24 protein-coding genes, 1 tRNA gene and 1 pseudogene are annotated in these 23,238 nt (G+C 35.4%); 8 read left to right on the forward strand and 18 right to left on the reverse strand.

Annotated features, from left to right (window positions below; genetic code table 11):
- Window positions 1-18 precede the first annotated feature (18 nt).
- The 4 genes from RHAB15C_RS00430 (at window position 19) to sdhB (ending at window position 4,511) form a co-directional block, all read left to right on the forward strand.
- Window positions 19-768, forward strand: a complete 750-nt coding sequence (locus RHAB15C_RS00430) for a TatD family hydrolase (RefSeq protein ID WP_194845062.1) — start codon at window positions 19-21, stop codon at window positions 766-768.
- A gap of 75 nt (window positions 769-843) precedes the next feature.
- A complete protein-coding gene (locus tag RHAB15C_RS00435; RefSeq protein ID WP_246587565.1) occupies window positions 844-1,845 on the forward strand; it encodes a succinate dehydrogenase/fumarate reductase transmembrane subunit in 1,002 nt (333 codons plus the stop codon).
- Between the two features lie 17 nt (window positions 1,846-1,862).
- Window positions 1,863-3,740, forward strand: coding sequence for a succinate dehydrogenase flavoprotein subunit (gene sdhA / locus RHAB15C_RS00440; protein WP_194845063.1), 1,878 nt, complete (start codon window positions 1,863-1,865; stop codon window positions 3,738-3,740).
- Window positions 3,741-3,746: 6 nt separating this feature from the next.
- The gene (sdhB, locus tag RHAB15C_RS00445; protein ID WP_194845064.1) at window positions 3,747-4,511 is read left to right on the forward strand and encodes a succinate dehydrogenase iron-sulfur subunit; all 765 of its coding nucleotides are present in this window, start codon (window positions 3,747-3,749) and stop codon (window positions 4,509-4,511) included.
- Between the two features lie 374 nt (window positions 4,512-4,885).
- Here sdhB and RHAB15C_RS00450 read toward each other — a convergent pair whose 3' ends face one another.
- The 5 genes from RHAB15C_RS00450 to RHAB15C_RS00470 form a co-directional block, all read right to left on the reverse strand.
- Window positions 4,886-5,104, reverse strand: coding sequence for a hypothetical protein (locus RHAB15C_RS00450; RefSeq protein ID WP_194845065.1), 219 nt, complete (start codon window positions 5,102-5,104; stop codon window positions 4,886-4,888).
- Between the two features lie 56 nt (window positions 5,105-5,160).
- A complete protein-coding gene (locus RHAB15C_RS00455) occupies window positions 5,161-5,463 on the reverse strand; it encodes a hypothetical protein (protein ID WP_194845066.1) in 303 nt (100 codons plus the stop codon).
- Window positions 5,464-5,482: 19 nt separating this feature from the next.
- Window positions 5,483-6,073 carry a hypothetical protein gene (locus tag RHAB15C_RS00460; RefSeq protein WP_194845067.1) on the reverse strand — a complete coding sequence of 197 codons (591 nt, stop codon included), beginning with the start codon at window positions 6,071-6,073 and terminating at the stop codon, window positions 5,483-5,485.
- Window positions 6,074-6,304: 231 nt separating this feature from the next.
- On the reverse strand, window positions 6,305-6,805 hold the full coding sequence (locus RHAB15C_RS00465; RefSeq protein WP_194845068.1) for a hypothetical protein: 501 nt from the start codon (window positions 6,803-6,805) through the stop codon (window positions 6,305-6,307).
- A gap of 37 nt (window positions 6,806-6,842) precedes the next feature.
- The gene (locus RHAB15C_RS00470; protein WP_194845069.1) at window positions 6,843-7,127 is read right to left on the reverse strand and encodes a hypothetical protein; all 285 of its coding nucleotides are present in this window, start codon (window positions 7,125-7,127) and stop codon (window positions 6,843-6,845) included.
- Window positions 7,128-7,533: 406 nt separating this feature from the next.
- Here RHAB15C_RS00470 and RHAB15C_RS00475 point away from each other — a divergent pair, with 406 nt between their 5' ends.
- The gene (locus RHAB15C_RS00475) at window positions 7,534-8,424 is read left to right on the forward strand and encodes a hypothetical protein (protein ID WP_194845070.1); all 891 of its coding nucleotides are present in this window, start codon (window positions 7,534-7,536) and stop codon (window positions 8,422-8,424) included.
- A gap of 75 nt (window positions 8,425-8,499) precedes the next feature.
- Here the strand turns inward: RHAB15C_RS00475 and RHAB15C_RS00480 are convergent, their stop codons facing one another.
- Both RHAB15C_RS00480 and RHAB15C_RS00485 read right to left on the reverse strand, forming a co-directional pair.
- The gene (locus RHAB15C_RS00480; protein WP_194845071.1) at window positions 8,500-8,799 is read right to left on the reverse strand and encodes a hypothetical protein; all 300 of its coding nucleotides are present in this window, start codon (window positions 8,797-8,799) and stop codon (window positions 8,500-8,502) included.
- 179 nt (window positions 8,800-8,978) lie between these two features.
- Complete coding sequence (locus tag RHAB15C_RS00485) at window positions 8,979-9,269, reverse strand: hypothetical protein (RefSeq protein WP_194845072.1); 291 nt, start codon at window positions 9,267-9,269, stop codon at window positions 8,979-8,981.
- Window positions 9,270-10,388: 1,119 nt separating this feature from the next.
- Between RHAB15C_RS00485 and RHAB15C_RS00490 the strand changes: the two genes are divergently transcribed.
- Complete coding sequence (locus RHAB15C_RS00490; RefSeq protein WP_194845073.1) at window positions 10,389-11,306, forward strand: M23 family metallopeptidase; 918 nt, start codon at window positions 10,389-10,391, stop codon at window positions 11,304-11,306.
- Here RHAB15C_RS00490 and RHAB15C_RS00495 read toward each other — a convergent pair.
- The 3 genes from RHAB15C_RS00495 to RHAB15C_RS00505 all read right to left on the reverse strand — a co-directional run bounded on the left by RHAB15C_RS00495 (window position 11,303) and on the right by RHAB15C_RS00505 (window position 13,109).
- Entirely contained in the window at window positions 11,303-12,133 is an 831-nt protein-coding gene (locus tag RHAB15C_RS00495) for an HTTM domain-containing protein (protein WP_194845074.1), read from the reverse strand. The genes RHAB15C_RS00490 and RHAB15C_RS00495 overlap by 4 nt on opposite strands.
- 3 nt (window positions 12,134-12,136) lie before the next feature.
- A complete protein-coding gene (locus tag RHAB15C_RS00500; protein ID WP_194845075.1) occupies window positions 12,137-12,643 on the reverse strand; it encodes a hypothetical protein in 507 nt (168 codons plus the stop codon).
- A 67-nt stretch (window positions 12,644-12,710) separates the two neighbouring features.
- Window positions 12,711-13,109: a hypothetical protein gene (locus RHAB15C_RS00505; protein WP_194845076.1), complete on the reverse strand. Its 399-nt coding sequence runs from the start codon at window positions 13,107-13,109 to the stop codon at window positions 12,711-12,713.
- Window positions 13,110-13,945: 836 nt separating this feature from the next.
- Between RHAB15C_RS00505 and RHAB15C_RS00510 the strand changes: the two genes are divergently transcribed.
- The gene (locus RHAB15C_RS00510) at window positions 13,946-14,317 is read left to right on the forward strand and encodes an IS630 transposase-related protein (RefSeq protein ID WP_220716055.1); all 372 of its coding nucleotides are present in this window, start codon (window positions 13,946-13,948) and stop codon (window positions 14,315-14,317) included.
- Window positions 14,308-14,745, forward strand: a pseudogene (locus RHAB15C_RS00515) (IS630 family transposase); the annotation flags it as partial. The gene RHAB15C_RS00510 and the pseudogene RHAB15C_RS00515, both read left to right, overlap by 10 nt.
- A gap of 179 nt (window positions 14,746-14,924) precedes the next feature.
- Here RHAB15C_RS00515 and RHAB15C_RS00520 read toward each other — a convergent pair.
- The 8 genes from RHAB15C_RS00520 to RHAB15C_RS00555 form a co-directional block, all read right to left on the reverse strand.
- Window positions 14,925-15,620, reverse strand: coding sequence for a lipoate--protein ligase family protein (locus RHAB15C_RS00520; RefSeq protein WP_194845950.1), 696 nt, complete (start codon window positions 15,618-15,620; stop codon window positions 14,925-14,927).
- A gap of 3 nt (window positions 15,621-15,623) precedes the next feature.
- A complete protein-coding gene (gene mnmG / locus RHAB15C_RS00525) occupies window positions 15,624-17,450 on the reverse strand; it encodes a tRNA uridine-5-carboxymethylaminomethyl(34) synthesis enzyme MnmG (protein WP_194845949.1) in 1,827 nt (608 codons plus the stop codon).
- Between the two features lie 30 nt (window positions 17,451-17,480).
- On the reverse strand, window positions 17,481-17,570 hold the full coding sequence (locus RHAB15C_RS07385; protein ID WP_138107291.1) for an AURKAIP1/COX24 domain-containing protein: 90 nt from the start codon (window positions 17,568-17,570) through the stop codon (window positions 17,481-17,483).
- 136 nt (window positions 17,571-17,706) lie between these two features.
- On the reverse strand, window positions 17,707-19,149 hold the full coding sequence (gene dnaB, locus RHAB15C_RS00535) for a replicative DNA helicase (protein WP_194845948.1): 1,443 nt from the start codon (window positions 19,147-19,149) through the stop codon (window positions 17,707-17,709).
- A gap of 80 nt (window positions 19,150-19,229) precedes the next feature.
- A tRNA-Ser gene (locus RHAB15C_RS00540) sits at window positions 19,230-19,314 on the reverse strand.
- Between the two features lie 47 nt (window positions 19,315-19,361).
- Complete coding sequence (locus tag RHAB15C_RS00545; RefSeq protein WP_194845947.1) at window positions 19,362-20,195, reverse strand: hypothetical protein; 834 nt, start codon at window positions 20,193-20,195, stop codon at window positions 19,362-19,364.
- Between the two features lie 149 nt (window positions 20,196-20,344).
- Window positions 20,345-20,986, reverse strand: a complete 642-nt coding sequence (locus tag RHAB15C_RS00550; protein WP_194845946.1) for a phosphoribosyltransferase — start codon at window positions 20,984-20,986, stop codon at window positions 20,345-20,347.
- 82 nt (window positions 20,987-21,068) lie between these two features.
- Complete coding sequence (locus tag RHAB15C_RS00555) at window positions 21,069-23,219, reverse strand: hypothetical protein (protein WP_194845945.1); 2,151 nt, start codon at window positions 23,217-23,219, stop codon at window positions 21,069-21,071.
- Window positions 23,220-23,238 lie beyond the last annotated feature (19 nt).

Consider the following 23,238-nt stretch of genomic DNA (forward strand, 5'->3'; position numbering starts at 1 on the left):
GCTTCAAGGGTGGTTTTTATGTTTATAGATACTCATGCTCATCTGACAAGTGATGCACTTGTACATGATACACAGCAGATTTTAGCGCGTGCTCAAGCTAGTAGAATCGATAAGATCGTCAACATTTGCACAGATGAAGAAAGTCTAACAACAGGACTTTTTTTAAGAGAAAAAAATCCTTGGGTGTTTAACACAGCAGCTACCACTCCGCATGATGTGGAAAAAGAGGGAGAAAGCTTCTTTCCTTTTGTAGAACAAGCTGCTTATAGCAAGCAGATCATCGCCATTGGAGAAACTGGTTTAGATTACCACTATCAACACTCTCCTAGGGAAATACAGAAAAGATATTTAGAGCGTTATCTGGATTTAAGTCGCAGATTCGATCTTCCGGTGATTTTTCATTGTCGTGATGCCTTTGTTGATTTATTTGCTATAGCAGGCGAGGTACCTGCCGTATTGCATTGTTTCACAGGGTCTTTAGAAGAGGCAAAAAAAGCACTAGATCTTGGGTGGTACTTATCGATTAGTGGAATTGTCACTTTTAAAAAGTCTCAAGCATTGCAAGAGATTGTAAAATATGTGTCTTTGAAACATGTATTCTTAGAGACAGATGCTCCTTATCTAGCGCCTGTGCCTTATCGTGGAAAAGTCAATGAACCTGGATTTCTTCCAGAAATAGCTAAGATGATCGCTCACTTAAAACAAATGAGCGTAGAAGAAGTAGCGAAAACAACCAAAGAGAATGCAGAAAAGTTTTTTCGTTTTTGAGGAATTTTTCTTTTGTAAAAGTTATCTGATCTATTTAATACAATCTTTGATGTAGGACATCAGGAGATTGTAACAGTGGTACCTAAATCTTTTATTTGGCGCAGACTTCACTCTTTAATGGGTCTTTGGCTCGTCTTATTTCTACTAGAACATTTATTGACTAATTCTCAGGCAGCTCTTTGGTTAGGAGAGGATGGGTGTGGATTTGTAAAGATGGTAAATAGTCTGCATAATCTGCCTTATCTTCAAGCGATTGAATTAGGGTTGTTAGCAGTGCCTTTTGCTATCCATATGTTTTGGGGCGTTAGGTATCTAATGACTTCTAAGGCTAACGCTTATCCTATAAAAGAGCAGAATCCTCATTTAAATTATGGGAGAAATAAGGCCTATACATGGCAGAGAATTACTTCTTGGGTCTTATTGGTAGGGATTGTTTTACATGTGGCTAAATTTCGTTTTATAGAATATCCAACTTCTGTGCGCTTAGGATCGCAAACTTTTTATTTGGTAAATGTCACACTAGATAAAGGATTATATACACTAGCGGATCGTTTGCAAGTAGCTTTGTATGATAAAAAGCAGATTGTAGAAGAACAGTCTTTGCTAGAAAATCGTTATGCAGAAGAAAGGGTTATGCAGGCTGCTCAGGAAGTAAAAAACAAAGAATATACTTTAGCAAAAGGGCCTTTTATCAAATACAATGAACAAGAGGCTCTTTTGCTAAATGCTGCACAAAGCTATCAACAACGACTAGATTGGGCGCTTGCTTTAAAAAAACAAAAACTCTCAGAAGCAGAAGTGGTAGCTGTAGCCAAAGACTTTGGTACAGCTACCTTGCTTACGGTGCGTGATACTTTCAAAAGCCCGATTTATGTAGGTCTTTATACCCTTTTTGTGCTCGCTGCTTGTTTTCATGCTTTTAACGGTTTTTGGACTTTTTTGATCACCTGGGGATGGGTTCTAAAAATGGCTGCGCAGAGATTCTGGGTATGTGTTGCTCTTAGTATGATGGCTATTGTTGCCTTTTTGGGGTTAGCTGCGGTTTGGGGAACGTACTGGTTTAATTTAACATCTTAAATATGTCGAAGCGAAAAATGAAAAAGGAAGTCATTGTTGTGGGAGGAGGCCTAGCTGGTTTATCCGCTGCTATGAAACTAGCAGAAAAAGGCTGTCATGTCAAAATTGTCTCGGTGACAAAAGTCAAACGCTCGCATTCTGTTTGTGCTCAAGGTGGAATTAATGCGGCGATGAATTTAAAAAATGAAGAGGATTCTCCTTTCATTCATGCCTACGATACAATTAAGGGAGGGGATTTTTTAGCGGATCAACCTCCTGTTTTAGAGATGTGTTTAGCTGCACCGGGCATTATTCGTATGATGGAGCGCTTTGGATGTCCGTTTAATCGAACTTTAGAGGGAAATCTCGATTTTAGGCGTTTTGGTGGGACTCTATATCATCGAACAGCTTTTTGTGGAGCTTCTACCGGACAGCAACTGCTCTATGCTTTAGATGAGCAAGTGCGTCGCTATGAAGTACAAGGCAGAGTAGAAAAGTTTGAAAATCACGAATTCATGCGTCTTGTCCTTGATAGCGAAGGTAGGACGCGAGGCATCGTACTGATGGACTTATTTAATTTAGAACTTAGCGTATTAAAAGCAGATGCGGTGGTCTTTGGAACAGGAGGACCAGGGTTGATTTTTAAAAAGTCTACAAACTCCACTTTTTGTAGTGGAGCTGCTAATGGCAGGTTATTCAAGCAGGGGATGTATTATGCAAATGCAGAATTTATTCAAATCCATCCTACAGCGATCCCTGCAGAAGATAAAATGCGTTTGATTTCAGAATCCTCTCGTGGGGAAGGGGGAAGAATTTGGGTTTGGGGAGATGACTCTAAAACCATTACGAATGCAGAAGGGAAAACCCTTCCTTGTGGCAAGACGGGAAAACCTTGGTATTTTTTAGAAGAGCTCTATCCTGCTTTTGGCAACTTAGTACCTCGAGATATTGGAGCAAGAGAGATCTTGCGTGTTTGCGAGATGGGGTTAGGGATTGATCAAAAAATGCAGGTATATTTAGATGTATCGCATCTTCCAGAAAAAACTCAACATAAAATTTCCTCTGTTTTGGATATCTATCAAAAATTTACCGGAGATAATCCACATAAAGTACCGATGCGTATTTTCCCTGCTGTGCATTATTCCATGGGAGGTGCCTGGGTGGATTGGCCAGCTGCTGCTGATCCCGATCGTTGGCAGAGATTTAGGCAAATGACGAACATCCCCGGTTGTTTTAATGTAGGGGAATCAGAGTTTCAATATCACGGTGCAAATCGTTTAGGTGCTAATTCCCTACTTTCTTGCATTTTTTCTGGATTAGTAGCTGGAATGGAAGTTCCTCGTTATTTGGATACGTTAGAACATAGTTATGGAAATATATCCCCTGTGATTTTTTCACAAGCCCTGCAAATAGAAGAAGCATTCAAACAAGATCTCATGCAACGCAATGGAGTAGAGAATGTACATCAATTGCATGAGGAATTATCGGATGTATTGATTAAATACGTAACGGTTAAACGCAATAATAGAGATCTGACAAAAGCAATAGATATAATAAAAGAGATTCGCAAGCGTTATCAAAATATCTGTTTAGATGATAAGGGAACTCTTTTGAATCAAACTTATGTATTTGCCAATCAATTTTCTTATATGTTAGAGATTGCTTTGGTGATTACAAAAGGTGCTCTTTTGCGCAATGAGTTTAGAGGAGCTCATTACAAACCTGAATTTCCTCATCGAGATGATGAGAATTGGTTGAAAACAACGCTGGCTACCTATCAAAAGATAGAGCCGGAAATTAACTATAAGCCTGTTGATTTGCGTCATTTAAAACCTATAGGACGCGATTACAGCAAAGCCAAAAAAGTCCTTCCTCAATTTGAGAATGTGCCTACAAACATCGTATTGCCTTTGTGAGAGATCATGGAAAAAACATTTACTCTAAAAGTATACCGCGGGGTTGCTAATCAGCAATATTGGGAAGAATTTGAGTTAGGATTAAAACCTTTTTTGAATATTACATCAGCATTAATGCAGATACAAAAATGTCCTATTACCAAGAAAGGAGAAAAAGTCACTCCAATTGCTTGGGAGCAGGGATGCTTAGAAGAAGTATGTGGTTCTTGTTCTATGTTAATCAATGGTCGCCCTCGTCAAGGATGCACGGCTCTTGCCCATCAATTATTACAAGCAACTGGCAGTTTTTGTATTACAGTAGCTCCTTTAACAAAATTCCCTCTTGTGAAGGATCTAGTTGTAGATCGCACAAGTATGTTTGAAAACTTAAAAAAAGTACGCGCTTGGATAGATGTTGACGATGCTTTAGATCGAGGTTTTGGGCCTAAAATCAGCCCTGAATTGCAAGAGGCGATGTATGTGTTATCTACCTGTATGACTTGTGGTTGTTGTACAGAAGCTTGTCCCCAAGTTAATCCTCATTCGCAATTCATGGGTCCAGCTCCTATATCTCAGGCACGTCTTTTTAATGCGCATCCTGTTGGGAAACTAGCCAAAGCAGATAGGCTTCGACCCTTAATGGATGAATCAGGTATCAGCAGTTGTGGAAATGCACAAAATTGCGTAAGGGTATGCCCCAAGAACATCCCCCTAACAGAATCCATTTCTGTCATAGGTAGAGAAGTGGGTAAACAAGCCTTAAAAGATATGATAGGTTTACCCGATGTGTAATTTAACTTTTTAAAAAATATGATCTACTGCTACAATCTCTTTTCAAAGATTTTCCGCTGTTGGGGATACCCGAGCAAATGAAAAGCACATTAACGATAAGTAGATATTAAAGGGATCATGACGCTAAATCACTTTTGCAGTTTTTTAGGAAGCGATCCCACCTAGTTGAGAACAAGGTTATTGTAGCTATTGCTCGAACCCCAAACAGCGGTTTTTTTCTTATCGTGATTTATTTCCAGATATTGAAGCACCCGCTTCCTCAAATCTATTGAATAAAGTCTAGGCATATTTCTCTCAATAAAATTTTAAATCACTATAGCATGTACGAAGTGCATGCAGTCGATATATCCATTCTACTTTTGATTAATCAAGTGTTATTCTACTTGGTTTTTCCATTTTTCGTGACCATGTTTAGCTTTTGATATAGCACCTTCGTTTAAATCATATATATGTTCTTGAGTATCAATGGTACCTGCTTTGGCATGAATCCAGTCTGCTTTTGCCTGCTCTGTAAAAAACAATATATAAAAGTTTGCATCAATAGCAATCCAAGCTGGAGCTGTGACTGTTCCAAATATAATACTTCCAATCAAATCTAATCCTTTAGAAGGAATATTCTTAAGAAGAGTCCACCCGTATTGCCGCTGTTCTATTGAATAGGCAAGGTTTTGTATTCTTCCTTGTTTCTTGTATAATTTTTTGCCGCAGCTATTACAAAATCTAAATAACCTTCTCCAAGATCAATATCGATCATCTTTAGTTTATCTCGAGCCCATGAAAAGCAATTATCACCGGCTTTACCGGAAAATATACGCCATTTTTTATCCCAAGGAGTGAATTTATAAAATTTGGAAACCTTCCCATAGAAACTAAATGGATGCCGATAAGCTGGAAAATATTGTTCTTTTTTAATAGCCTCTAGCATTTTTTTTACCTTATCACTAGATCTCATCCATATTTCCGTTCTTGTTTCATACTCTAAAGCGGCTGGAGAAAGAAGACCGAATTGTATTTGGGGGAGAATAATCAGCTAAGTGTATAAATTTTTCACCAATGCCTGCTTTCTTAGCTATCCCAATCCGGAGAGCTTCTTCATGATAAAATCCATCATTGATTCCCTCTATGATAATTCTTGCGTGATTTCCTTCCGAGCCTTTGTGTGTAACTAATGTCACAGCCCAAGTAAATTTGCTGACACGTACTCTCTCATCAATTACACTTGGAATACTAATTGGTTCAATTTCAATTAATAAAAGCTTTTGTACAGATAATGGAGTCATTCTTTTTTGTAGTGCGTTCAATTTGTCAGTATCCAGTCGAGATTCGCTAGGAAAAAAGGGTATAGAAACTAAAGTAGTTATAATGATGGCAGAGAGCATAATTGCAGATCCAGAGGCAATCTTTGTACAACCTCCAGCAAATGACCCAATAATGCCGCTTCCTAGATAATTTTTAACAGTATTTGCTCCACTACTAATCACATTTTTTGCTAAATAAATAACAGGAGCCCCAATCCCAAATCCTATACTTCCTACAATTCCATAGTCTTCTATTGTATTCATTAATAGTTTGATCCTTTTTTTCTTTAGCAACTTTTAGTGCCGCTTCATAAAAGACTAAAGCTCTTTCATACTCCTTTAATTCTGTTCTGATTGCTTCATATTCTTTTTTGATAAACTCAGAATCAAGAACTCTTACTGTAAAATCGCTTATTAGCGAATATAAAAGCTGTGGATTTTTTAAAGATCCTATTTTTATTTTTTCAATTAGGGCAACTGTTTCTGGGTGACACCTTAGAGAAGGAACGGTGGTTTCTTGAAAGTGATGGAAAGAGCATTCTTTGTGGCTCTTTGGAAGACATTCCAAACTAAGCCCTCCATTACAAGAACCAGACTAACCCTTGCATTAGAGTCGTACTTCCATTTGCGATAATCAGAAAGAGAATGGATAAACTCATTTTCTAAAGGAACCTTCTCTTCGGATCCTAAAAGGGAGTTTCTATTAGCATTTTTCCAGGTATGAAAATTTTGTAAAAAATGGGAAAGACCGTTTTCTTTTACCATGACTTTGCATGTCTTGAGATGAGAAATCATTTCCTCTATGCTTTCAGATTCTGGAATTTCAATATGTCCTGCATAGATTTCTTTTTTGTCTTTATCAATGGTTTTATACTCTAGAGCGCCTTGTCTTTTTGTTAAATATACCACGTAATCATTGACGTTCCATTGATAAATGGTTTCTTTCCCTCTATTGATAGGGAAGGGAAGGAAATTAGATGTACCAATTATATTCATAAAAAATGGTGTTTTTTTATTTAAACGAATAAATTTTTTAAGAACTTGAAGGTTTTAGGTATCTAAACACAGCCTTAACTGCCTCTTGGGTTGTTAAATCAACACAGGTGTCAATGGATGAGCTTGCGGTTTGTTTACTGATATCCTTACTTTGATCATTAAGCGAAGGGTATTTTTCAATGCAAGCCTCTGCTTGGGTTTTTAAAGTGGCTTTAGCTGGAGTAGATTGCCTATGAGCAGCCTGATGTGCTTGTTCTTGCAGAGCTCTTGAGGTTGCTTCATCTCTTGTTACAATTGCTGCACTTCCTATTGGCAATGACATAAAAACCTCAAGAGTTAGGTAAAAACTGTTTAAAAAATGCTACAGTGTAACAAGAAAGTATTTTAATAGAAAGTAAAAAAAAACTATAATAAATCTTAAAGATAAAGAGGCTCTGCAAATCGTATTTTTCTAGTGTCACTTTTCTTAGAAAGGGTTCTTATCACGGTCTCTTATCTATCCGCCAGAACTTCTTATTCAATAATATCTGGCACAGTCGTTTTGGCTTTCTATAAGTTGTCAAAAAAATAAATCCAAAGTTCATTCTCTCAGGTAATTCAATTTTATTATTCTATATTTATAGAATATCTAAATTGTTAATTACAATAAAATGTGTTAATATAATAATTAATAGTTGTAGATCTGCAATTAGACAATAAAGTTACTTAAAAAATAATAGGAGGGTCTTATGCCAGAATTACCAACCACAGCCAAAACCCAGATACTGGAGAAAACCTCAAACGTTTCTCTTGGGCAAGCCAACGGTCCTTCTAATACACAGGCTAAATTACAAGCTGCACTATGGATGTTGTGTAATATCCTTATCAAAGTATCCGAGATACTCAATAAAGCAAGAAGTGAATCAAATCTTGCAAGCATAAAGGCAGGGTTTAGCTCTGCTGATGAAACTGCAAAAGCAGGTCTTTTACAATTAGGAGGCGGTGTGATTCTTGCTGGAACAGGAGCGGCTCAAGGTGTAGCAGGATGTAAGAATGCTACAGAGCTTGCTAAAGCAAAAAGATGGCGAGAAGCTAAGATAAAAGGGATCAATGAAAATACAATCAAATTAAAAGAACTTTCTACAGAAGATATAGAGAAATCTGGTGTCACAGTACAAGTAGAAGTAGTTGAAGATGGACCTGTGTTAGATGAAATAGAAGAAGAGGTTTTTTACAATGCAGAAGAAAAAGTGCAATCTTGTAAACAAACAAAACTAGAAGAGCAAGCCGAAAAAACTCAAATGACAGAACAAGCAAATGACCAGGGAAAGATGGCAAGCAAAGAAGCAGATAAGTGTATTAAACAAATAAATAAAGAGTATGCTGCTGAGGCAGATTGTATTCACTCTAGAGAGAGAAAATTTCAAGGTTTATCTGCGACGGGACAAGCTTTGTATTATGTCTCTCTGGGCTTAGGAGACAGAAAAAAAGCTGATGCTCAGAAGGATACTATTGAGCAACAAACACGAGATGGTACTCAAGCTCAACAGGAAAAAACAACTGATGGTGTTAATAAAGAAATTGATAGATTAAAAGATTTTGATGCTTTCCGAAGTAATTCATCAAGTCTTAAAGGATAAAGCTTTAGCATGTCTGTTAACTCCTCTTTAAGGAGTTAACAGATGCTTGTTTTTAATCTATAGGATTTAAGTATTTTATTGTATACAGCAGCAAGAAAATACATGTCTTAAACTAGAAGAATCTCTCGTACTAGTTTCAGGTTTTATATGCTTTTCTAATAAAGAGGAACGCGCAGAAGTAGCTTTGTAGGCTTGATAGTTATAGGCTTGATAATATGTAGTATTTTCATCATCGCTTGAGCTTGAGCTTGAACTTGTCAATAGCCTTGTATTTCTGTTATTTTTTAAAGCTTGATCCATTAGATTTTTAGTAATCATATTCTGTGGAGAAAAAGGATTTGTTGATTGACGAGCCAAATCTGAGGGCCATGTCATAAGATACCTCTTGTTTTTCTAGTTTATCAAATTATTAGTCAACATTTTAGTTGTTTTTGTAAAGAAGTAATAGAACAAACAAAGTTTAGTTCTTTTAAGTGTATCTTTATTATAAAATTTTGGCTCTCTACTAGATTTTAATAAAATCTAGTAGAGAGGGTTATTTAAATTTAGATATTTTATAAGATAAAACAATTTTTTACTCTTTCGCTAAGGTTAGGGATTTCCGGACTCTTTGAGCTTGTAGATGAATTAAAAAAAAGTTCTTTCTTGAAATCTATATATCTTTGAGAATGTGGTTCGGTGCTTCCATTGCTTGAACCGCTTGAGCGATCAGGATCATTTCTAATTAGATTATCTGTTCTGGATCGTTCGTTTTTTAAAGCTTGATCCATTAGGTTTTTAGTAATCATATTCTGTGGAGAGAAAGGATTTGTTGATCGACGAGCCAAATCTGAAGGCCATGTCATAAGATACCTCTTGTGTATTTAAGTACACGTTTCTTTTCGTTTATTACATTCCTAATCAACTTTAACTCTTCGTAAAGGCAATGATAACTTGAAGAGAAAGCCAACGAATTGATCTTTTTTAAAAGATATTCACCTAACTTGAGGTGCGATGATTCTCCCATTGGGTTATAAACCAGGGAGAATAGAGAATCTATTAAGACACATGTTTATAAAGGAAAACAATGCATTTCTTCAGCGGCTGTCTTGCCTACTGTTTTGGAATTAGGATGTTGATTTGTAAATCCTCGTTGAGAAAGTTCAGCTCAACTAAAATTATCCTTATTAAAATGTGGCAGAGTACTTTCCACAGAAGATCTTCTCTTCAAGTAGAGGGCTTTACAAGTATCCGAGATTAGCGAGCACATGAAACATCTCTTGTGTGTTAAACACACGCTTTTCTTAGTTTATTAAATCCTAGTCAGGGTTTCAATCATCTACTTTAACCCTCGGGCATCTAACTTCTAGTTAGCAATAAGATCTTCTCATTTTTAGTTCTTTTAAACACTTAGAGTTGTTAAGTTTTTTCATCAGCACCTTGATTTTTTGGAGGATCTTGGTATGACTAGATTTAAAAACTAAAGATTTTGATTTCTCCAACTCCTCGTGTTTAAAAGAAGTACATGTTAATAATAAAAAAAAGATAAGTCAACAAGAAGTTTTTTTATTTTGGATAATTGTTTTGAACTGTCTAAATATCAAACATTTACAAAAATTATTTTATTGCATTAAAATTTAAGGTCTTGTTTTTTTGAAGTTATTTAAGGAAATTTTTCTAACGCAAGATAAATTTTAAGAAACGATCTGCAAGTTTTTTGCAAATGATCACATGTCTTTTTTAAATCAAGCTCTACTAATTTGAAGTTTCTCTATTTGATTTTATTTTTTTTATCACATGATTTTTAAGAAATTTTTTGATTTAAAATGTAAAAAATTTTAATATACATTCTTCTTGTGAACTGGATTTTTTGCCTAAAATGTTTTCTTTGACTTTGATCTTTAAGTTTTAGTATCTAAACATAACTTACAAGAAAAGGTAATAGGCTCTAATTTTATAGAAAAAACTTAAGAAGGAGCAATCAGATGTTGTATAGAGCTCTTATCTTTCTGATATATGTGGGGTTTCCTTGTTTTTTTCTCATTCAAATGTGGTACAACTATACGACAAGTTTGGGAAAATGGATGCTACAAGCTACTTTAGCTGGTTTGTACATTTTTGATTTGTTTTTAATTGGCCTATGGCCTATTTATTCTGGATACTTCTTTCGATATCTTTTTGTGCTTTTGTTTATTGTTATTTTTATTAAATCTGCATTTAATATAGAGAAAGAGGTTTTTTATAAATTATCTATTAGAAGTGTTTCGTCTAGTCTTGTTTATTTTTCCTTTATTTGTTTTTTTATTTATAGAATTTTTTTAAGTTTAAATGGATCTAACTATTCAAATCCTGTTGACTTATCATTTCCGCTGAAAGAAGGAGATTTCTACATGGTTCATGCTGGCACAAATGAAGCAGTGAATCATCACTACGGTGTTTCTGCTCAAAAATATGCAATGGACATCCTCCAGATTAACGCACTAGGCTTTAGAGCTAATAAATGGTCTCCAAAGAGTTTGCAGGATTTTTGTATTTTTGGTTCTGCTCTTTATAGCCCATGTGATGGGATTGTTGTGGAATCTCTAGATCAATTGGAAGATCTTGAGCCTATGACCATGGATACAAAAAATCCAGCGGGGAATTACTTGGCTATTCATAAAAGTGAAAGTGAAGTTATTGTTATTTTAGCGCATTTGATGAAAGGATCACTTCAGGTTAAAAAAGGAGATATAGTTAAACAAGGTCAATTCATTGGTAGAGTGGGGAACTCAGGTCGTACATCAGAGCCTCATTTACATATTCACGCGGTGTTAGATCATACAGGAGATTTTTTGTTTAGGGGGAAAGGAGTTCCCATAACATTCAACCATCGATTTTTTGTTCGTAATGATCTTGTTCACTAGATTCCATGTATGTAATTGACACAATAAAAAAGAGCGGGATAAGTTGCAGAAAAAGTAAATAGGAAATTATTCAGACCCATAAAGATTGCATTGAATAGATGAAAGAGAAATCCGATTGTGAAGAATAGGATTGTATACATAGGATGAAAAAAGAGTACTGTAAAAAATAGTATTTCAAACAAAAATACAAACCAACTTAAGAAAGTAGCTAGTAGCTGCATTCGATTAATGAATCGGAAAAAGAAATCATGACCATAGCTTTTTGTGCTAAAAATTCCATGTAAAGCAGATGATGTACGCCACATGGGAGAGATCAGTTTGTGAAATCCAGCTATGAAATAAGAAGCAAGAAGCTCTCCTGCTATAAACAATAAACATATTGTGGAAACAGGAGAGTTAATTCCAAATAAGCTCCCTATAGATAGAGCAAATAAAATCACTAGAGTCATTTGATAGGAACCATCTAAACCGTAAGGGCTTCTAAAATTCATGAACAAGTTCAAAAAAAAGACAGAGCAGATAAGAGTAGGGGATATAATATTTAACAAAGAGAATATAAATAATAACAAACAAGCAAATGTTCTTAAATAGATAGAACACTTGAAAACGCTATCTTGTAATAGTACATTAAAAACCCTTTGTCTTAAGTCTTTTGCAGACCGTTTGAAGCTCAGTTTTGATACTTTCCAACTAAGTAGTCCTTCTGGTTTGAAAATAGACCAGCTTTTAAGGTCTTCCAAAGCTGCAATGAATAAACCAATTGATAAAATACATAAAGTAACTTGATAAGTAAAAGCAATGTTTTTAAATGCTAAATAAGGGTTCATAAATTACCTTTTTTTGCTTATAGGGTGCACAGCGGATAGAAAAGCAACTTTATAATCCTGTGCCCTAGAATTGGTGAGAATGAGGAATTGCACTTTATCAGAAGATGGTTTGTGCTTTAGAGAATCTACGTAATGTAATATTTGTAAATAGGAGAGGCTAATATACACTTGTCTTTTATCTTGTGCAGTACGACTAAAGTTAATAAGGTCTATTGCAAGATCTATAAAAGCTTTTGTAAATCTATGCTCTGGGTTCCATAGAAAAGAATAGATCGAGCGTTTTTCTTTCAGGATATGTAGATCTTGCCATTCTTCCACTTCCTGATTGTTAATCTCTCGATATAACAAATGATAATCAAGTGTGCTTGGAATAGGAGCAAAAAAATTCCATCCAGGAATAAGGTGCATGCACATAGGAAAGTGTTTCCATAGAAAACCTAGTTTTTTAACACCTTTTAAAAAACTCAATAAAATAATAAGACAAAAAACAATTTTGATAAGTAAAATCATTTAAAACCTTTTCATAAGATATTTTTTATAAATATCCCCTTATTTAAGGGGATATCGTTTGAGATTCCTAGTTATTAAGAATGTTTTGTCTCATTTCTAATAATTGATCGATGTCTAATTTCTCTGTTGGAGCGTTTTCTGGATCTATGGGAAGCTGAAAATCATCAGGATCTCTTCCAGATTTTGTTATGAGTAATACGGTTACAACAGCTACTGCAGCAGCAGCAGCATTATCTTGAGGTCTATTAGCTCCTGCAAAATAGGGGGCTAATTCTTCTGTCCCTATTAAATGCTTAGCAGCAAAATTAGGCTGATTTGTTTTAAGTGAGCTTCTGTTTCCTATTATGGAATTTTTTTCTGAGAAGAAATCGCTTACTCTAGATGTTGTTTTATCTAAAGCAACAGGTTTTACACTTGCTGTTTCTACTATTGAACTTAAGTTGGTTATTCTTTGATGAATTTCCATGTTAATACCTCTGCTTAAAATTTTGAAAGATACATATTTACATTTGTGAAGCGCATTTTCGTTTACCCTTCATAAAGATTTATCTTTCAAACGGTAAAAGAGATGTTAAATTTTAATTAGATTTATTTGCAAATAAAAGTTAAAAAAAAATGTAAGATCATAGAGAAATGCTACTGAAAATAAGTCCTTATGAAAGAAGAAAGGCACTATGCTTTTTTGCAAAAAAAGAAAGATTCGATGGTTGTTAAAAAAAATGGGATAGATACTCTTCATATCTTATGAAGGGTAAGCTATAGAGTTTTTTGTAGATATGAAGTAATAAAGAATGAAGTCTAAAAAAGCCTTATTTTTAAAAAATCAAAAAGCTGTAAAAAATGTTACTATTTCTTCTTCAGATATAATTCAAGCTCATCTACATTATTTTAAGGCTACTTACAACTTCGTATACATCTTGCAAGGACACTCATTCCTAATTTGTTACAGGCCAAAATATAGGCATCTGGAAAGGCATTCGTAGAAGTGTTGCTGCAGTATTTTCTGCATGAGTACATGAACTTTGGAGTAAGCTTATAAAGAAGAGAGCAAGATTCTCTGCAATAGAAAGAAAAGGTGCTATCGTGGGGAAAATCCTCATCGCTTTCTGCAGCTGATCCATGCACACTTAAATAAATAACTTCTGCTGTTAATGCGATTGTTGTACCTAGAAGTGTTATCCCTTTGACTGAAAAACAGCGTTCAACTAATCGAAAACAAAAAGTCGTAGGATTTTGTTCTAACTGTTGGTATGTATAGCAATTTAACTTTAAACTTTCACGACAAAGAAGTATGATGCTTACATGGCATATTCCTATGATTTAAGAAAAAAAGCATTAGACTATATAGAGAAAGGCAATTCAAAAGAAGAAGCAAGTCAAATCTTTGGAGTGACGGCGCGCAGCATATTTAATTGGATCAAGAGAAAAGAACAAAGGCGCTTAGCTCCTAATAAAACAAGAAAAAGACGTCCTAATAAAATTGAAGGAGAAAAGCTAAAAGCGTACCTTCAAGAGAATCCGGATAGCTACTTAAAAGAAATAGCCGAATGCTTTGGAGTAACGATAACTGCGGTCTTTTATGCATGTAAAAGACTAAAGATTACTTTAAAAAAAAGACGCCCTTCTATCAAGAAAGAGATGATGAGAAAAGAGAGAAGTTTCAAAAGAGAGTAGAGGAAATTGCTGAAGAAGATCGAGTTTATGTCGATGAAAGTGGGATTAATGAATATCTTCAAAGGAAGAATGCGAGAGCACCCAGAGGGGAAAAAGCGTATGGGGCTGTATCAGGAAATCGTTATCACAGAGAAAGTTTTATAGCAGCTAAGAATCGATCAAACATTTTAGCACCCTTTTGTTATACAGGAACATGTAATACCCAGTTGTTTAACATGTGGCTCGAACAAATACTCATCCCTGAGCTAAAACCTGGACAAGTAGTTATTTTGGATAATGCGAGTTTTCATAAGTCCAAAGAGAGTTTAGAAATCATTAAAAGAGCTAGATGCGAAGTATTATTTTTGCCTCCCTATTCTCCTGATTTGAATCCTATCGAAAAGTTTTGGGCACATTTTAAGAAAAGAGTAAAAGAAGCCTTAACCTGATATTCAAACCTTGCAGAAGCTATTGATCAATCTTTTTTACAAGTGTGTAGTTAATGGAAATTTTAAATTCAAATCACTATAACACCTGACTCTACTTGTGATATAGACATAGCCCTTCTTAAGCCTTTACGGGAAGAATAATCAAATTAAAATAGTAAAAAGCTAGTTTTATTTTTTTGTTATAGAAAACTTGTTGTACGTCTAGAAATACTTGGAGAAAAGAAAGACTTTGCTGGGAGAAGAATCATTGGATAAAGGGTTTGTAAATGTTTTTTAATAGCAGTAACTAATGTTTGTAAATCTGGGTAATAGTCAGAGAGTTTACAGATAAACTCATGATGGCTTCTACCTGCACGATAGGAAGGAGTTTTTTTAGGATATAGTAAGCAATCCATATAGTTAGGATTGTAATCCCATAAAAAACTGGTGTGATGTAGCCAACGATCTTTTTTTATATATTGTGCGTTGCCTCCAAATTTTTTATTACCTAGGACATAGTCATTTTCTTTTAATCGAAAATCAGCATAGGCAAAAACAGGACGATAAAAATCTTCGCTCCAACGCATGATTGGCTCTGGATAGGCAGGAAAAGAATGTGTGTTTTTGGCAAAGATAAAGGTAACAAATACAGTGTTGTGATCTACTACAACAGTCCCTCCTCCGCTGAATCTTTTAATGAGGGGAATATTGTAAGAAGCGGCTTTTTCTATATGGACCAATTCTTCTTTTTTACCTGAGATTCCAAGCACAATAGCAGCAGAAGAGCCATGGTTAATCAGGCAAAAATCTTCTGTGTGGTCTCTTAAAAGGGACTCTTCTAAGAGCAGTTGGTCGAAAATGGGGGTGTTTTTTAATTCTATTAGATGAATAGGCACTGTTTAAGGCCTAGCTTTTAGAGAGACTAAGAGAACGGAAATATCCGCTGCAGAAACCCCTGAAACTCGAGCGGCTTGACCTAAAGTGATAGGATGCACACGGTGTAGTTTTTCTCTGGCTTCATTGCTAAGGCCTGTTACATCTAGGAAGTTAAAGTCTTTGGAAATAGCAATTTGTTCGATTTTTTCCAGCTTTTCCGCTTCTAGGGATTGTCTTTGAATATAGCCTGCGTATTTGATCTGTAACTCGACTTGTGTGTTTATTTCCTTTCCTAAATCCATTGCGATAGCAGGGAATTGCTGAATGAGGGTTTGATAGGTAAATTCCGGGCGGCAAAGAAGTTGCGCAAGGCTGCTGCTTTTATCTCGGATGGTATGATGATTTTGAGATAAAATAGAGATTTGCTTTTCAATAGCTGCTTTTTTTTCTAAGAGACGCTGATATTGCTTTTGGCTGATCAAACCCAAAGAATATCCATATTCGCGCAAACGAAGATCAGCATTATCTTGTCTTAGCAAAAGACGATACTCTGCTCGACTGGTAAACATACGATAGGGTTCGTCGAGCTCTTGAGAAATCAGCTCGTCGATCATAACTCCAATATAAGCTTCTGATCTTTTTAAAATAAATGCAGACTGATTTTTCACTTGCATAGCAGCATTAATCCCTGCAATCAATCCTTGTGCTGCAGCTTCTTCATATCCGGTTGTTCCATTAATCTGGCCAGCGAAAAACAAACCTTTGATTTTTTTTGTTTCTAAAGTGGGGTATAATTGACCACTTTTTACAAAATCGTATTCAATAGCATAAGCAGGGCGCATGATTTCTGCTTTTTCAAGACCTGTAATGGTGTGTAGCATCTTGATTTGTACATCAAAAGGAAGAGAGGAAGAAATGCCATTTACATAGATTTCTTCTGTTTCTAACCCTTCTGGTTCTAAAAAGATTTGATGGCGTTCTTTATCGGGGAAACGCACAATTTTATCTTCAATCGATGGGCAATACCGTGGTCCAATACCTTGAATAATCCCAGAATACATCGGAGATAGATGTAGGTTATCGCGAACAATTTTTTTGGTTTCTTCGTTGGTATATGTGATCCAGCAAGGAGTTTGAGTTAGTCCCGTTGTTTTGGGAGGGTCATAAGAAAAATATACATTGTTGTTACCTTGTTGGGGCTCAAGCTGAGAGAAATCAATACTGCGTTTATTGATACGAGGAGGAGTCCCTGTTTTTAGGCGTCCTAATACAAAGCCAGAATCTTCTAATGCTTTAGAAAGACCCATTGAAGATTTATCGCCAGCTCTTCCCCCTGGGATTTGTGTATGTCCCATATGAATCAATCCTCGCATAAAGGTTCCAGAAGAGATAATTACGGTTTTTCCATAAAAAGCAATCCCTTCTATAGTGGTAACCCCTAGAATTCGATCTTTTTCAATAATGAGTGTTTCAATGCTACCTTGTTTAATTTCTAGGAAAGGGGTTTTTTCTAGATAGTGTTTCATAAGAGATGCGTAGGCAAACCTATCGCATTGAGCTCTGGGAGACCAAACAGCAGGTCCTTTTGATGCATTGAGCATACGGCGTTGGATGGCTGTTTGATCAGCTACCTTCCCCATGATGCCCCCTATTGCATCGATTTCTCGAACCATGTGTCCTTTTGCTATACCTCCAATAGCTGGATTACAGCTCATTTTGGCAATCGTATCGAGTTGCATGGTAATAAGTACTGTCTTTATTCCCAAACGAGCAGAAGCATGAGCAGCCTCACAGCCTGCATGTCCTGCTCCAATAACGATTACATCAAATATTTCAGGATATTTCCACATAGTTGATGGTATCTTAAGTTTTAGATACTTTTAAGATTTTTTATGACGATCGCGACGTCTTCTTTTTTTTCTTTTGTGCTTAGCAATTTTTGCGCGGCGCTTTTTCTTTACAGATGCCATAAAAAGAGATTTTCTCCCGTTTTTTTAATCCATTTTAATTAAAAAATAAAGATCCATCTTACAGCAAAGTGTGAAAAAAAGTAAAGATCTAAAGTTTTTGTAAAGTGCTTTTTAAGAGTTATTTAAAAAAATGTTTTTAATTAGGAGTAAATGCAGCAAAGGCTTCTGCGTTATCTGAGAGATCAGAATCGGTTCGTAAAGGAGAGTAATTGACAAACTGCGCTAATTCTTTACGATAAGTTAAATTTATATTACCAATAGCTCCATGCCGATTTTTAGCAACGATGAGCTCTGCTTGGCCAGGTTTGTCATAAGGGTCATAGTACTCACGGCGTAATAAAAACATCACAATGTCGCTATCTTGTTCAATACTGCCAGACTCTCTTAAATCACTCATCATAGGTCTATGTCCTGTTCTTTCTTCTACCTTACGAGAGAGTTGAGATAAACAAAGAATAGGTAAGGAAAGCTCTCGTGCAAGTGTTTTCATCATACGAGAAATTTCAGAGATTTCATTTTGACGGTTTTCTTGACTGCGAGAAAGACCAGACCCAGTAATGAGCTGCAAATAATCAACAACCAAAAACTGAATATTATGACTTTCTTTCATGCGACGAGCTCTTGCTCTTAAGTCTGTAATTTTTAATCCGGGTTGATCATCTATGATCACAGTAGCTTCCATCATAGAGTTTACAGCGGCCACAATTCTTTGGTATTCTGTGCCATTTAAAGAGCCTGTGCGAATTTTATCAGAGGCTACTTCAGATTGGCTACAAATCATGCGATGCAATAATTGTTCAGCGGTCATTTCCAAGGAAAACACACCTACGGGTAGTCCGGTTTTAAAAGCGACATTTTCTGCTATATTTAAAGCAAGCGCCGTTTTTCCCATAGCGGGCCTTGCAGCTAAAATCATCAGATTAGAAGAGGTTAAACCATTAATCATTTTATCTAAATCTGTAAAATGAGAAGGGATACCTGTAATTCCTAAATCCTCAGGGCCTTTTTGTTGGTATCTTTCTTGCTTTTCTTGTAATGCTTTTAGATAGGGGATCTGTGTTTCAGAACGCACACCTGAAAGCAGATCTTTAATAGAAACTCCAGCCCCTGGGCTAGCTGATTGGCTAATTAAAAAGAATTTACCCTGAGCCTCGTCTAATAAGACACTAACATCGCTGGGTTCATTTAAAGCCGCTTTTTCTACCTCTTGTGCAGCTACGACCATTCTTCTTAAGGTGGATTTGCTTCGAACAAGATCTACATATTCTTCAATGTAAGCAGAGCTACCAGCGTATTGAGCTAACACTGTTAAATGGGCAATTCCACCTACAGAAGAGAGTTTTTTCTGTCTTTTGAGCTCTTCTGCAATTAAGTGAATATCAGCTGGTTTATCATTACGGTATGCGGTTTTTAAGACTTGAAAGATAATTTTGTGTTCTGTGAAATAAAAATCTGCTTCATCAAGGCCATCAGCTGCTATATTAAGACTATTAATGTTGGTTAACATAGAGCCTAGCACCATCATTTCTGATTCTTTAGAGTGAGGGGCTGATTTTATTTTGGGCAATGACTTTGACATAAGAAACCTCAAGCTGCAGTATCTTGTATTTAACAATATAAGAAAAGAGATGTGTTTAAAAATATAAGCATCACAAGATGCGGAAAGGGTGGGATTCGAACCCACGGTACCCGGAGGTACACGTCCTTAGCAGGGACGCGCCATCGGCCACTCGGCCACCTTTCCTTAAGAGATGCAGCTAGTTTATATGCAAATAGATTTACAAGCAACTCTCAATCTATCCCATTTGATTCTAACAATTTTCCATTGAGGGCATTCCAATGGCTTGTGTGTAAGGAACCATCGGGATTTTGTACAACAATACAATGAACCGGAAGGTAGACAGAAGCGGTTTTTCGAATAGCAAAGTCTTCACCAAAAGCTGAGCTAGTAATTCTTTCAATCTGTGAAAGAGAATAACGCCTAGAAACACAAAGGGCTTGACGATAGGGTTGAGTGACTAAGCGCTCTTCAATGAGAGTAGAGGGAGTGATTTTTAATTTAGGATTTTCTAAATGCAATCGATAACGCCCACCATGTTGTACAATCAATTTTTTGCGACGACAAGTTTCAATAAGTGCATCGATTACCTCTGTTTCCACATGAATATTTTTACGTAAATCCTCTCGATTGATCACTCCTCCTTTTTGAGCAATTGCATTGATGATTTTGAACTCACGACGATCTACATTTGCATTAATGCAATCAGCGAACCCATGTGTTTTATCCCAATCCTTAGCATTAACTACCATTTCTCCATCGGTTAAATCCCATAAGATGATTCCTTCTTTTGTTTTCGCATCAGATGCGCTATATTTAACTTCTAAAAGTAAGTAAGGATAGAATTTCAGAGAAGGTTCAAGATATTGGTATTTAGCATCTTTAAGCAAAATCTTTTGCTGAGATTCCATAATTTGTTCTGCTGTATAGCGAATCTCTAATGTATGAAAATGTCCTATGTTTAGTACATCTTCTACTTTGTTTTTCCAATCAGGTTTGTTATAAGAAGCCCACCATAGACCATAGCCAAGCACTCCTAGGCTAAATAAACTAAATAAAAGACGCATCTATTTCTCCTTGTCTGCCCGTTTGTTAATGATATATCAAATTTTAGAAAATGATGTAACTAGTTGGATGATTTTCATCCATTATGAGAAGAAGTTAAATAGTTTTCTAGATCCAAACCATGAGTTTATTAGGACAAACAATATTCTGCTTAGACAGTAGCAAGATCACAAGAAGAATGGTTTAGCAAATGTGTTACTTCTAGATCGTTAACAGGATCAAAGACATGATAAGAATCAGAGATTTTCTCAAAAAAGGAAGGGGAGAATAAACATGTGGTTTGTTCGTTTGAAATTTTTGCAAGGGATGAACGGCTAGCAACAGGAACAGCTAGGTGAATACTGGCTACTTGTAATTTTCCCAAAGCTTGTATAGCTACTTGCATACTAGATCCTGTAGCCATGCCATCATCGACTAAAATGATCTGTTTTTGGTAGAGTAAACGCTCAGAGATATGATAAGATTTAGCTTGCTTTGCTAAATGGGTTTTTTGATTTTCAAGCTCTTTTTTCACGTAATCATTAGGAATATCGAGAATACCTATCAAATCTGCATGTAATAATTCTATGTTTTGTTCTGCGATAGCTCCTAAGGATAGATTAGGATTTTGAGGAGATCTAATTTTACGAACGAGAAGAATATGAAAGGGAAGATGTAATAATTGAGCAATTTCAAAAGCAATAGGCATTCCTCCACAGGATAGTCCTAATACAAAGGCATTTGAGTTATTTTTATAACTTACTAGATGCTTTGCTAATTGATTTCCTGCATCTTGCCTATTACTAAATATCATGAACACACCTTATAAAGAAATATAAAATATGATTTTTATACTATTTCCATGCAAGTCAAATTTAACCTAAACTAAAAAATTATTAGTTTAGGCTTAATTTTTCCTGGGAGAGTAACCAACTAAGATCTTGTTGCAAAAATTCATCAAAAGTAGAGCAGAGCTTTTGATAAGAAGTTTGATCGTTTCTGCGATAAATATAACCGATACAATGAGTATCGTAGATACTTACTTGAGTATGGCATAGATCAGAAGGAGGAATGCAGAGTTTATTGACAAGGTCTACTATTTTTTCTTTGATTGCTATAAAAGGGGAAGCAATCATAATTAGAAAGAATTCATCTTTGACTTGAGTCTTATAAAAAATAGAGGTGTGAGTATAGTCTGCATTGATTGCTTTAAGCATCATGTTAAAAAGCATCTTTAATATAGAAGGCATGATTAAAGTTTGGCTTAAGGGAGGAGTAAGTGAATAGAAGAAATTTTCTAATAAAAAACTTTCATGAGAAGAAAGCTCTTTAAAAGAACTACAAAGCTCGTGGAAAACCTCTTGTTGTTTAGAAAGAATGCCTCCATTGAAGTCGCGAATGCCCCCCTTAAAGATACGATTGAGCTCAGAAGAAAGAAATTGACGGGCTTTAAACAGATCAATAGAAAACCTACGTAGGAATGGAGCTTTACTAAGAGCTATATGGAAGATATTTGCTTCCTTTTGGTATTTCTTTCTAAGTAATCCCGCAGATTTAACTTCTAAACGCTCAATTTTAAGGAGGGTGTTTGCTTTACTAAATAACTGGACAATATCTGGAGAAGAATCATTAAGAACTCTTAGCAAAATAATGGTAAATATGAGCTGATGTTTTGTTTGGGTACTAAAAGAGATAGTGACCTGAGGTAGATCATTAACATATTTTAGTTGGCGGCTGAGCAATACAATGCTTCGCATGATTTCTTCTTCATTACGAGGCATTAAAACAGGATGAATAATACTTTCTATATTTTCTTTTAATTCTCGGTTCAAACTTTTACGTAACTCTTTAATTTCATCAATCGTAAATGGAGTGTTGTCTTTTTTCTCAATTTCTAGATAGAAAAGACGAATAGGATCATAGGTTCTACGATCAAGAATAAAAGAATTTTCTACTTTAGAGGCATTAGGTAAACAATGACGAATAGCTTCTAATATATGACGCTCTTCAAATAGTTCGCTTTCTTTTAATACATTTATACCACCAATAATACCTAGGACAGGCTTATGCTCTTGAGTAGAATTAGAAGAGAGATAAGCGCGAAAAATTTTTAAGTTTAAGTGTCTTTTTTCAGGATTTTTAGCAAGTTGATAAAGTAAATTTTTTCTAAATAAATACTGAAAAGAAACTAAACGAACAAGATGACGTAATTCTCTGGCCGCGGTAAATCGACTGCCAAATAAAAAAGAATAATATCTAATCTCTTCAAAGATATCTCGATCAAAAATTTTTACTTTCTGTTTTAAAAAAGGAGCAAATTTAAGTTGTATGCGAGAAATCTTTTTTTCAACGTTAAGTTGTAAAAACAAATTATGCATCAAATTAAACATACTACTATCGAGCTCTTTAGCAGAGCGGTTCAAAGAAGAAGCGATATTTTCTTTAATCATAAAGCGTTTTTGCTCAGCAGATAGATTTTTAATCGAAATCACTCGACGAGCATATCTCACTGCTAAAATATTTAAATAAATTTCTTTTTGCAGGCTGGATATATTGCCTTTTAAAAGCATAAGATCATTGCTATCTACTATATCTATATAAATTTGATGAAAATAAAAGATTTGTTTAGGAGAGCAATGAAAAACAATATTTGCGCCACAAGAACAAGAGATGTTTAAAAGCTTTCCAGGGATTAACCATCGGCTTAAAATATCGCAGAAATATCTTCCTATACCTGTGGTAAACTCAGAAGCACAGATTAGACTCATTCTAATGAAGCAAGGAGCTTTATGAGGATCATCCCAGGAGATAAGAGGTTGTTTTTTCCTAAGCTCTAAAACCATAGAATGCATTTTTTCTTGAGAGGGATTTTTCAGAAAATCTTTCATAAATTCATCAGGTAAAGCCTTTTCCAAAGATTTGCTGATAAGTTTGGAAAACAGGTCAAAGTTTTCTGCATCTTTTTCATTGGGAGCAATTACAATTTTTATATAATCGCTTAAATTGCTATGTTTTTTTATAGAATCAGAGTCTGGATATATAAGCATATTCATTCTTTCTACTTTT

Source organism: Candidatus Rhabdochlamydia porcellionis (assembly GCF_015356815.2).
Lineage (GTDB): Bacteria > Chlamydiota > Chlamydiia > Chlamydiales > Rhabdochlamydiaceae > Rhabdochlamydia > Rhabdochlamydia porcellionis.

Excerpts from the sequence above, each read along its gene's own strand:
- RHAB15C_RS00460 (WP_194845067.1), bottom strand. The coding sequence starts at position 6,073 with ATGAATACAATAGAAGACTATGGAATTGTAGGAAGTATAGGATTTGGG.
- RHAB15C_RS00455 (WP_194845066.1), bottom strand. The coding sequence starts at position 5,463 with ATGAGATCTAGTGATAAGGTAAAAAAAATGCTAGAGGCTATTAAAAAA.
- RHAB15C_RS00430 (WP_194845062.1), top strand. The coding sequence starts at position 19 with ATGTTTATAGATACTCATGCTCATCTGACAAGTGATGCACTTGTACAT.
- RHAB15C_RS00495 (WP_194845074.1), bottom strand. The coding sequence starts at position 12,133 with ATGAACCCTTATTTAGCATTTAAAAACATTGCTTTTACTTATCAAGTT.
- RHAB15C_RS00485 (WP_194845072.1), bottom strand. The coding sequence starts at position 9,269 with ATGACATGGCCTTCAGATTTGGCTCGTCGATCAACAAATCCTTTCTCT.
- RHAB15C_RS00490 (WP_194845073.1), top strand. The coding sequence starts at position 10,389 with ATGTTGTATAGAGCTCTTATCTTTCTGATATATGTGGGGTTTCCTTGT.
- RHAB15C_RS00545 (WP_194845947.1), bottom strand. The coding sequence starts at position 20,195 with ATGCGTCTTTTATTTAGTTTATTTAGCCTAGGAGTGCTTGGCTATGGT.
- RHAB15C_RS00500 (WP_194845075.1), bottom strand. The coding sequence starts at position 12,643 with ATGATTTTACTTATCAAAATTGTTTTTTGTCTTATTATTTTATTGAGT.
- mnmG (WP_194845949.1), bottom strand. The coding sequence starts at position 17,450 with ATGTGGAAATATCCTGAAATATTTGATGTAATCGTTATTGGAGCAGGA.
- dnaB (WP_194845948.1), bottom strand. The coding sequence starts at position 19,149 with ATGTCAAAGTCATTGCCCAAAATAAAATCAGCCCCTCACTCTAAAGAA.
- RHAB15C_RS00480 (WP_194845071.1), bottom strand. The coding sequence starts at position 8,799 with ATGACATGGCCCTCAGATTTGGCTCGTCAATCAACAAATCCTTTTTCT.
- RHAB15C_RS00505 (WP_194845076.1), bottom strand. The coding sequence starts at position 13,109 with ATGGAAATTCATCAAAGAATAACCAACTTAAGTTCAATAGTAGAAACA.
- RHAB15C_RS00470 (WP_194845069.1), bottom strand. The coding sequence starts at position 7,127 with ATGTCATTGCCAATAGGAAGTGCAGCAATTGTAACAAGAGATGAAGCA.
- RHAB15C_RS07385 (WP_138107291.1), bottom strand. The coding sequence starts at position 17,570 with ATGGCATCTGTAAAGAAAAAGCGCCGCGCAAAAATTGCTAAGCACAAA.
- RHAB15C_RS00550 (WP_194845946.1), bottom strand. The coding sequence starts at position 20,986 with ATGATATTTAGTAATAGGCAAGATGCAGGAAATCAATTAGCAAAGCAT.
- RHAB15C_RS00475 (WP_194845070.1), top strand. The coding sequence starts at position 7,534 with ATGCCAGAATTACCAACCACAGCCAAAACCCAGATACTGGAGAAAACC.
- RHAB15C_RS00555 (WP_194845945.1), bottom strand. The coding sequence starts at position 23,219 with ATGCTTATATATCCAGACTCTGATTCTATAAAAAAACATAGCAATTTA.
- sdhB (WP_194845064.1), top strand. The coding sequence starts at position 3,747 with ATGGAAAAAACATTTACTCTAAAAGTATACCGCGGGGTTGCTAATCAG.
- RHAB15C_RS00465 (WP_194845068.1), bottom strand. The coding sequence starts at position 6,805 with ATGAATATAATTGGTACATCTAATTTCCTTCCCTTCCCTATCAATAGA.
- RHAB15C_RS00510 (WP_220716055.1), top strand. The coding sequence starts at position 13,946 with ATGGCATATTCCTATGATTTAAGAAAAAAAGCATTAGACTATATAGAG.
- sdhA (WP_194845063.1), top strand. The coding sequence starts at position 1,863 with ATGAAAAAGGAAGTCATTGTTGTGGGAGGAGGCCTAGCTGGTTTATCC.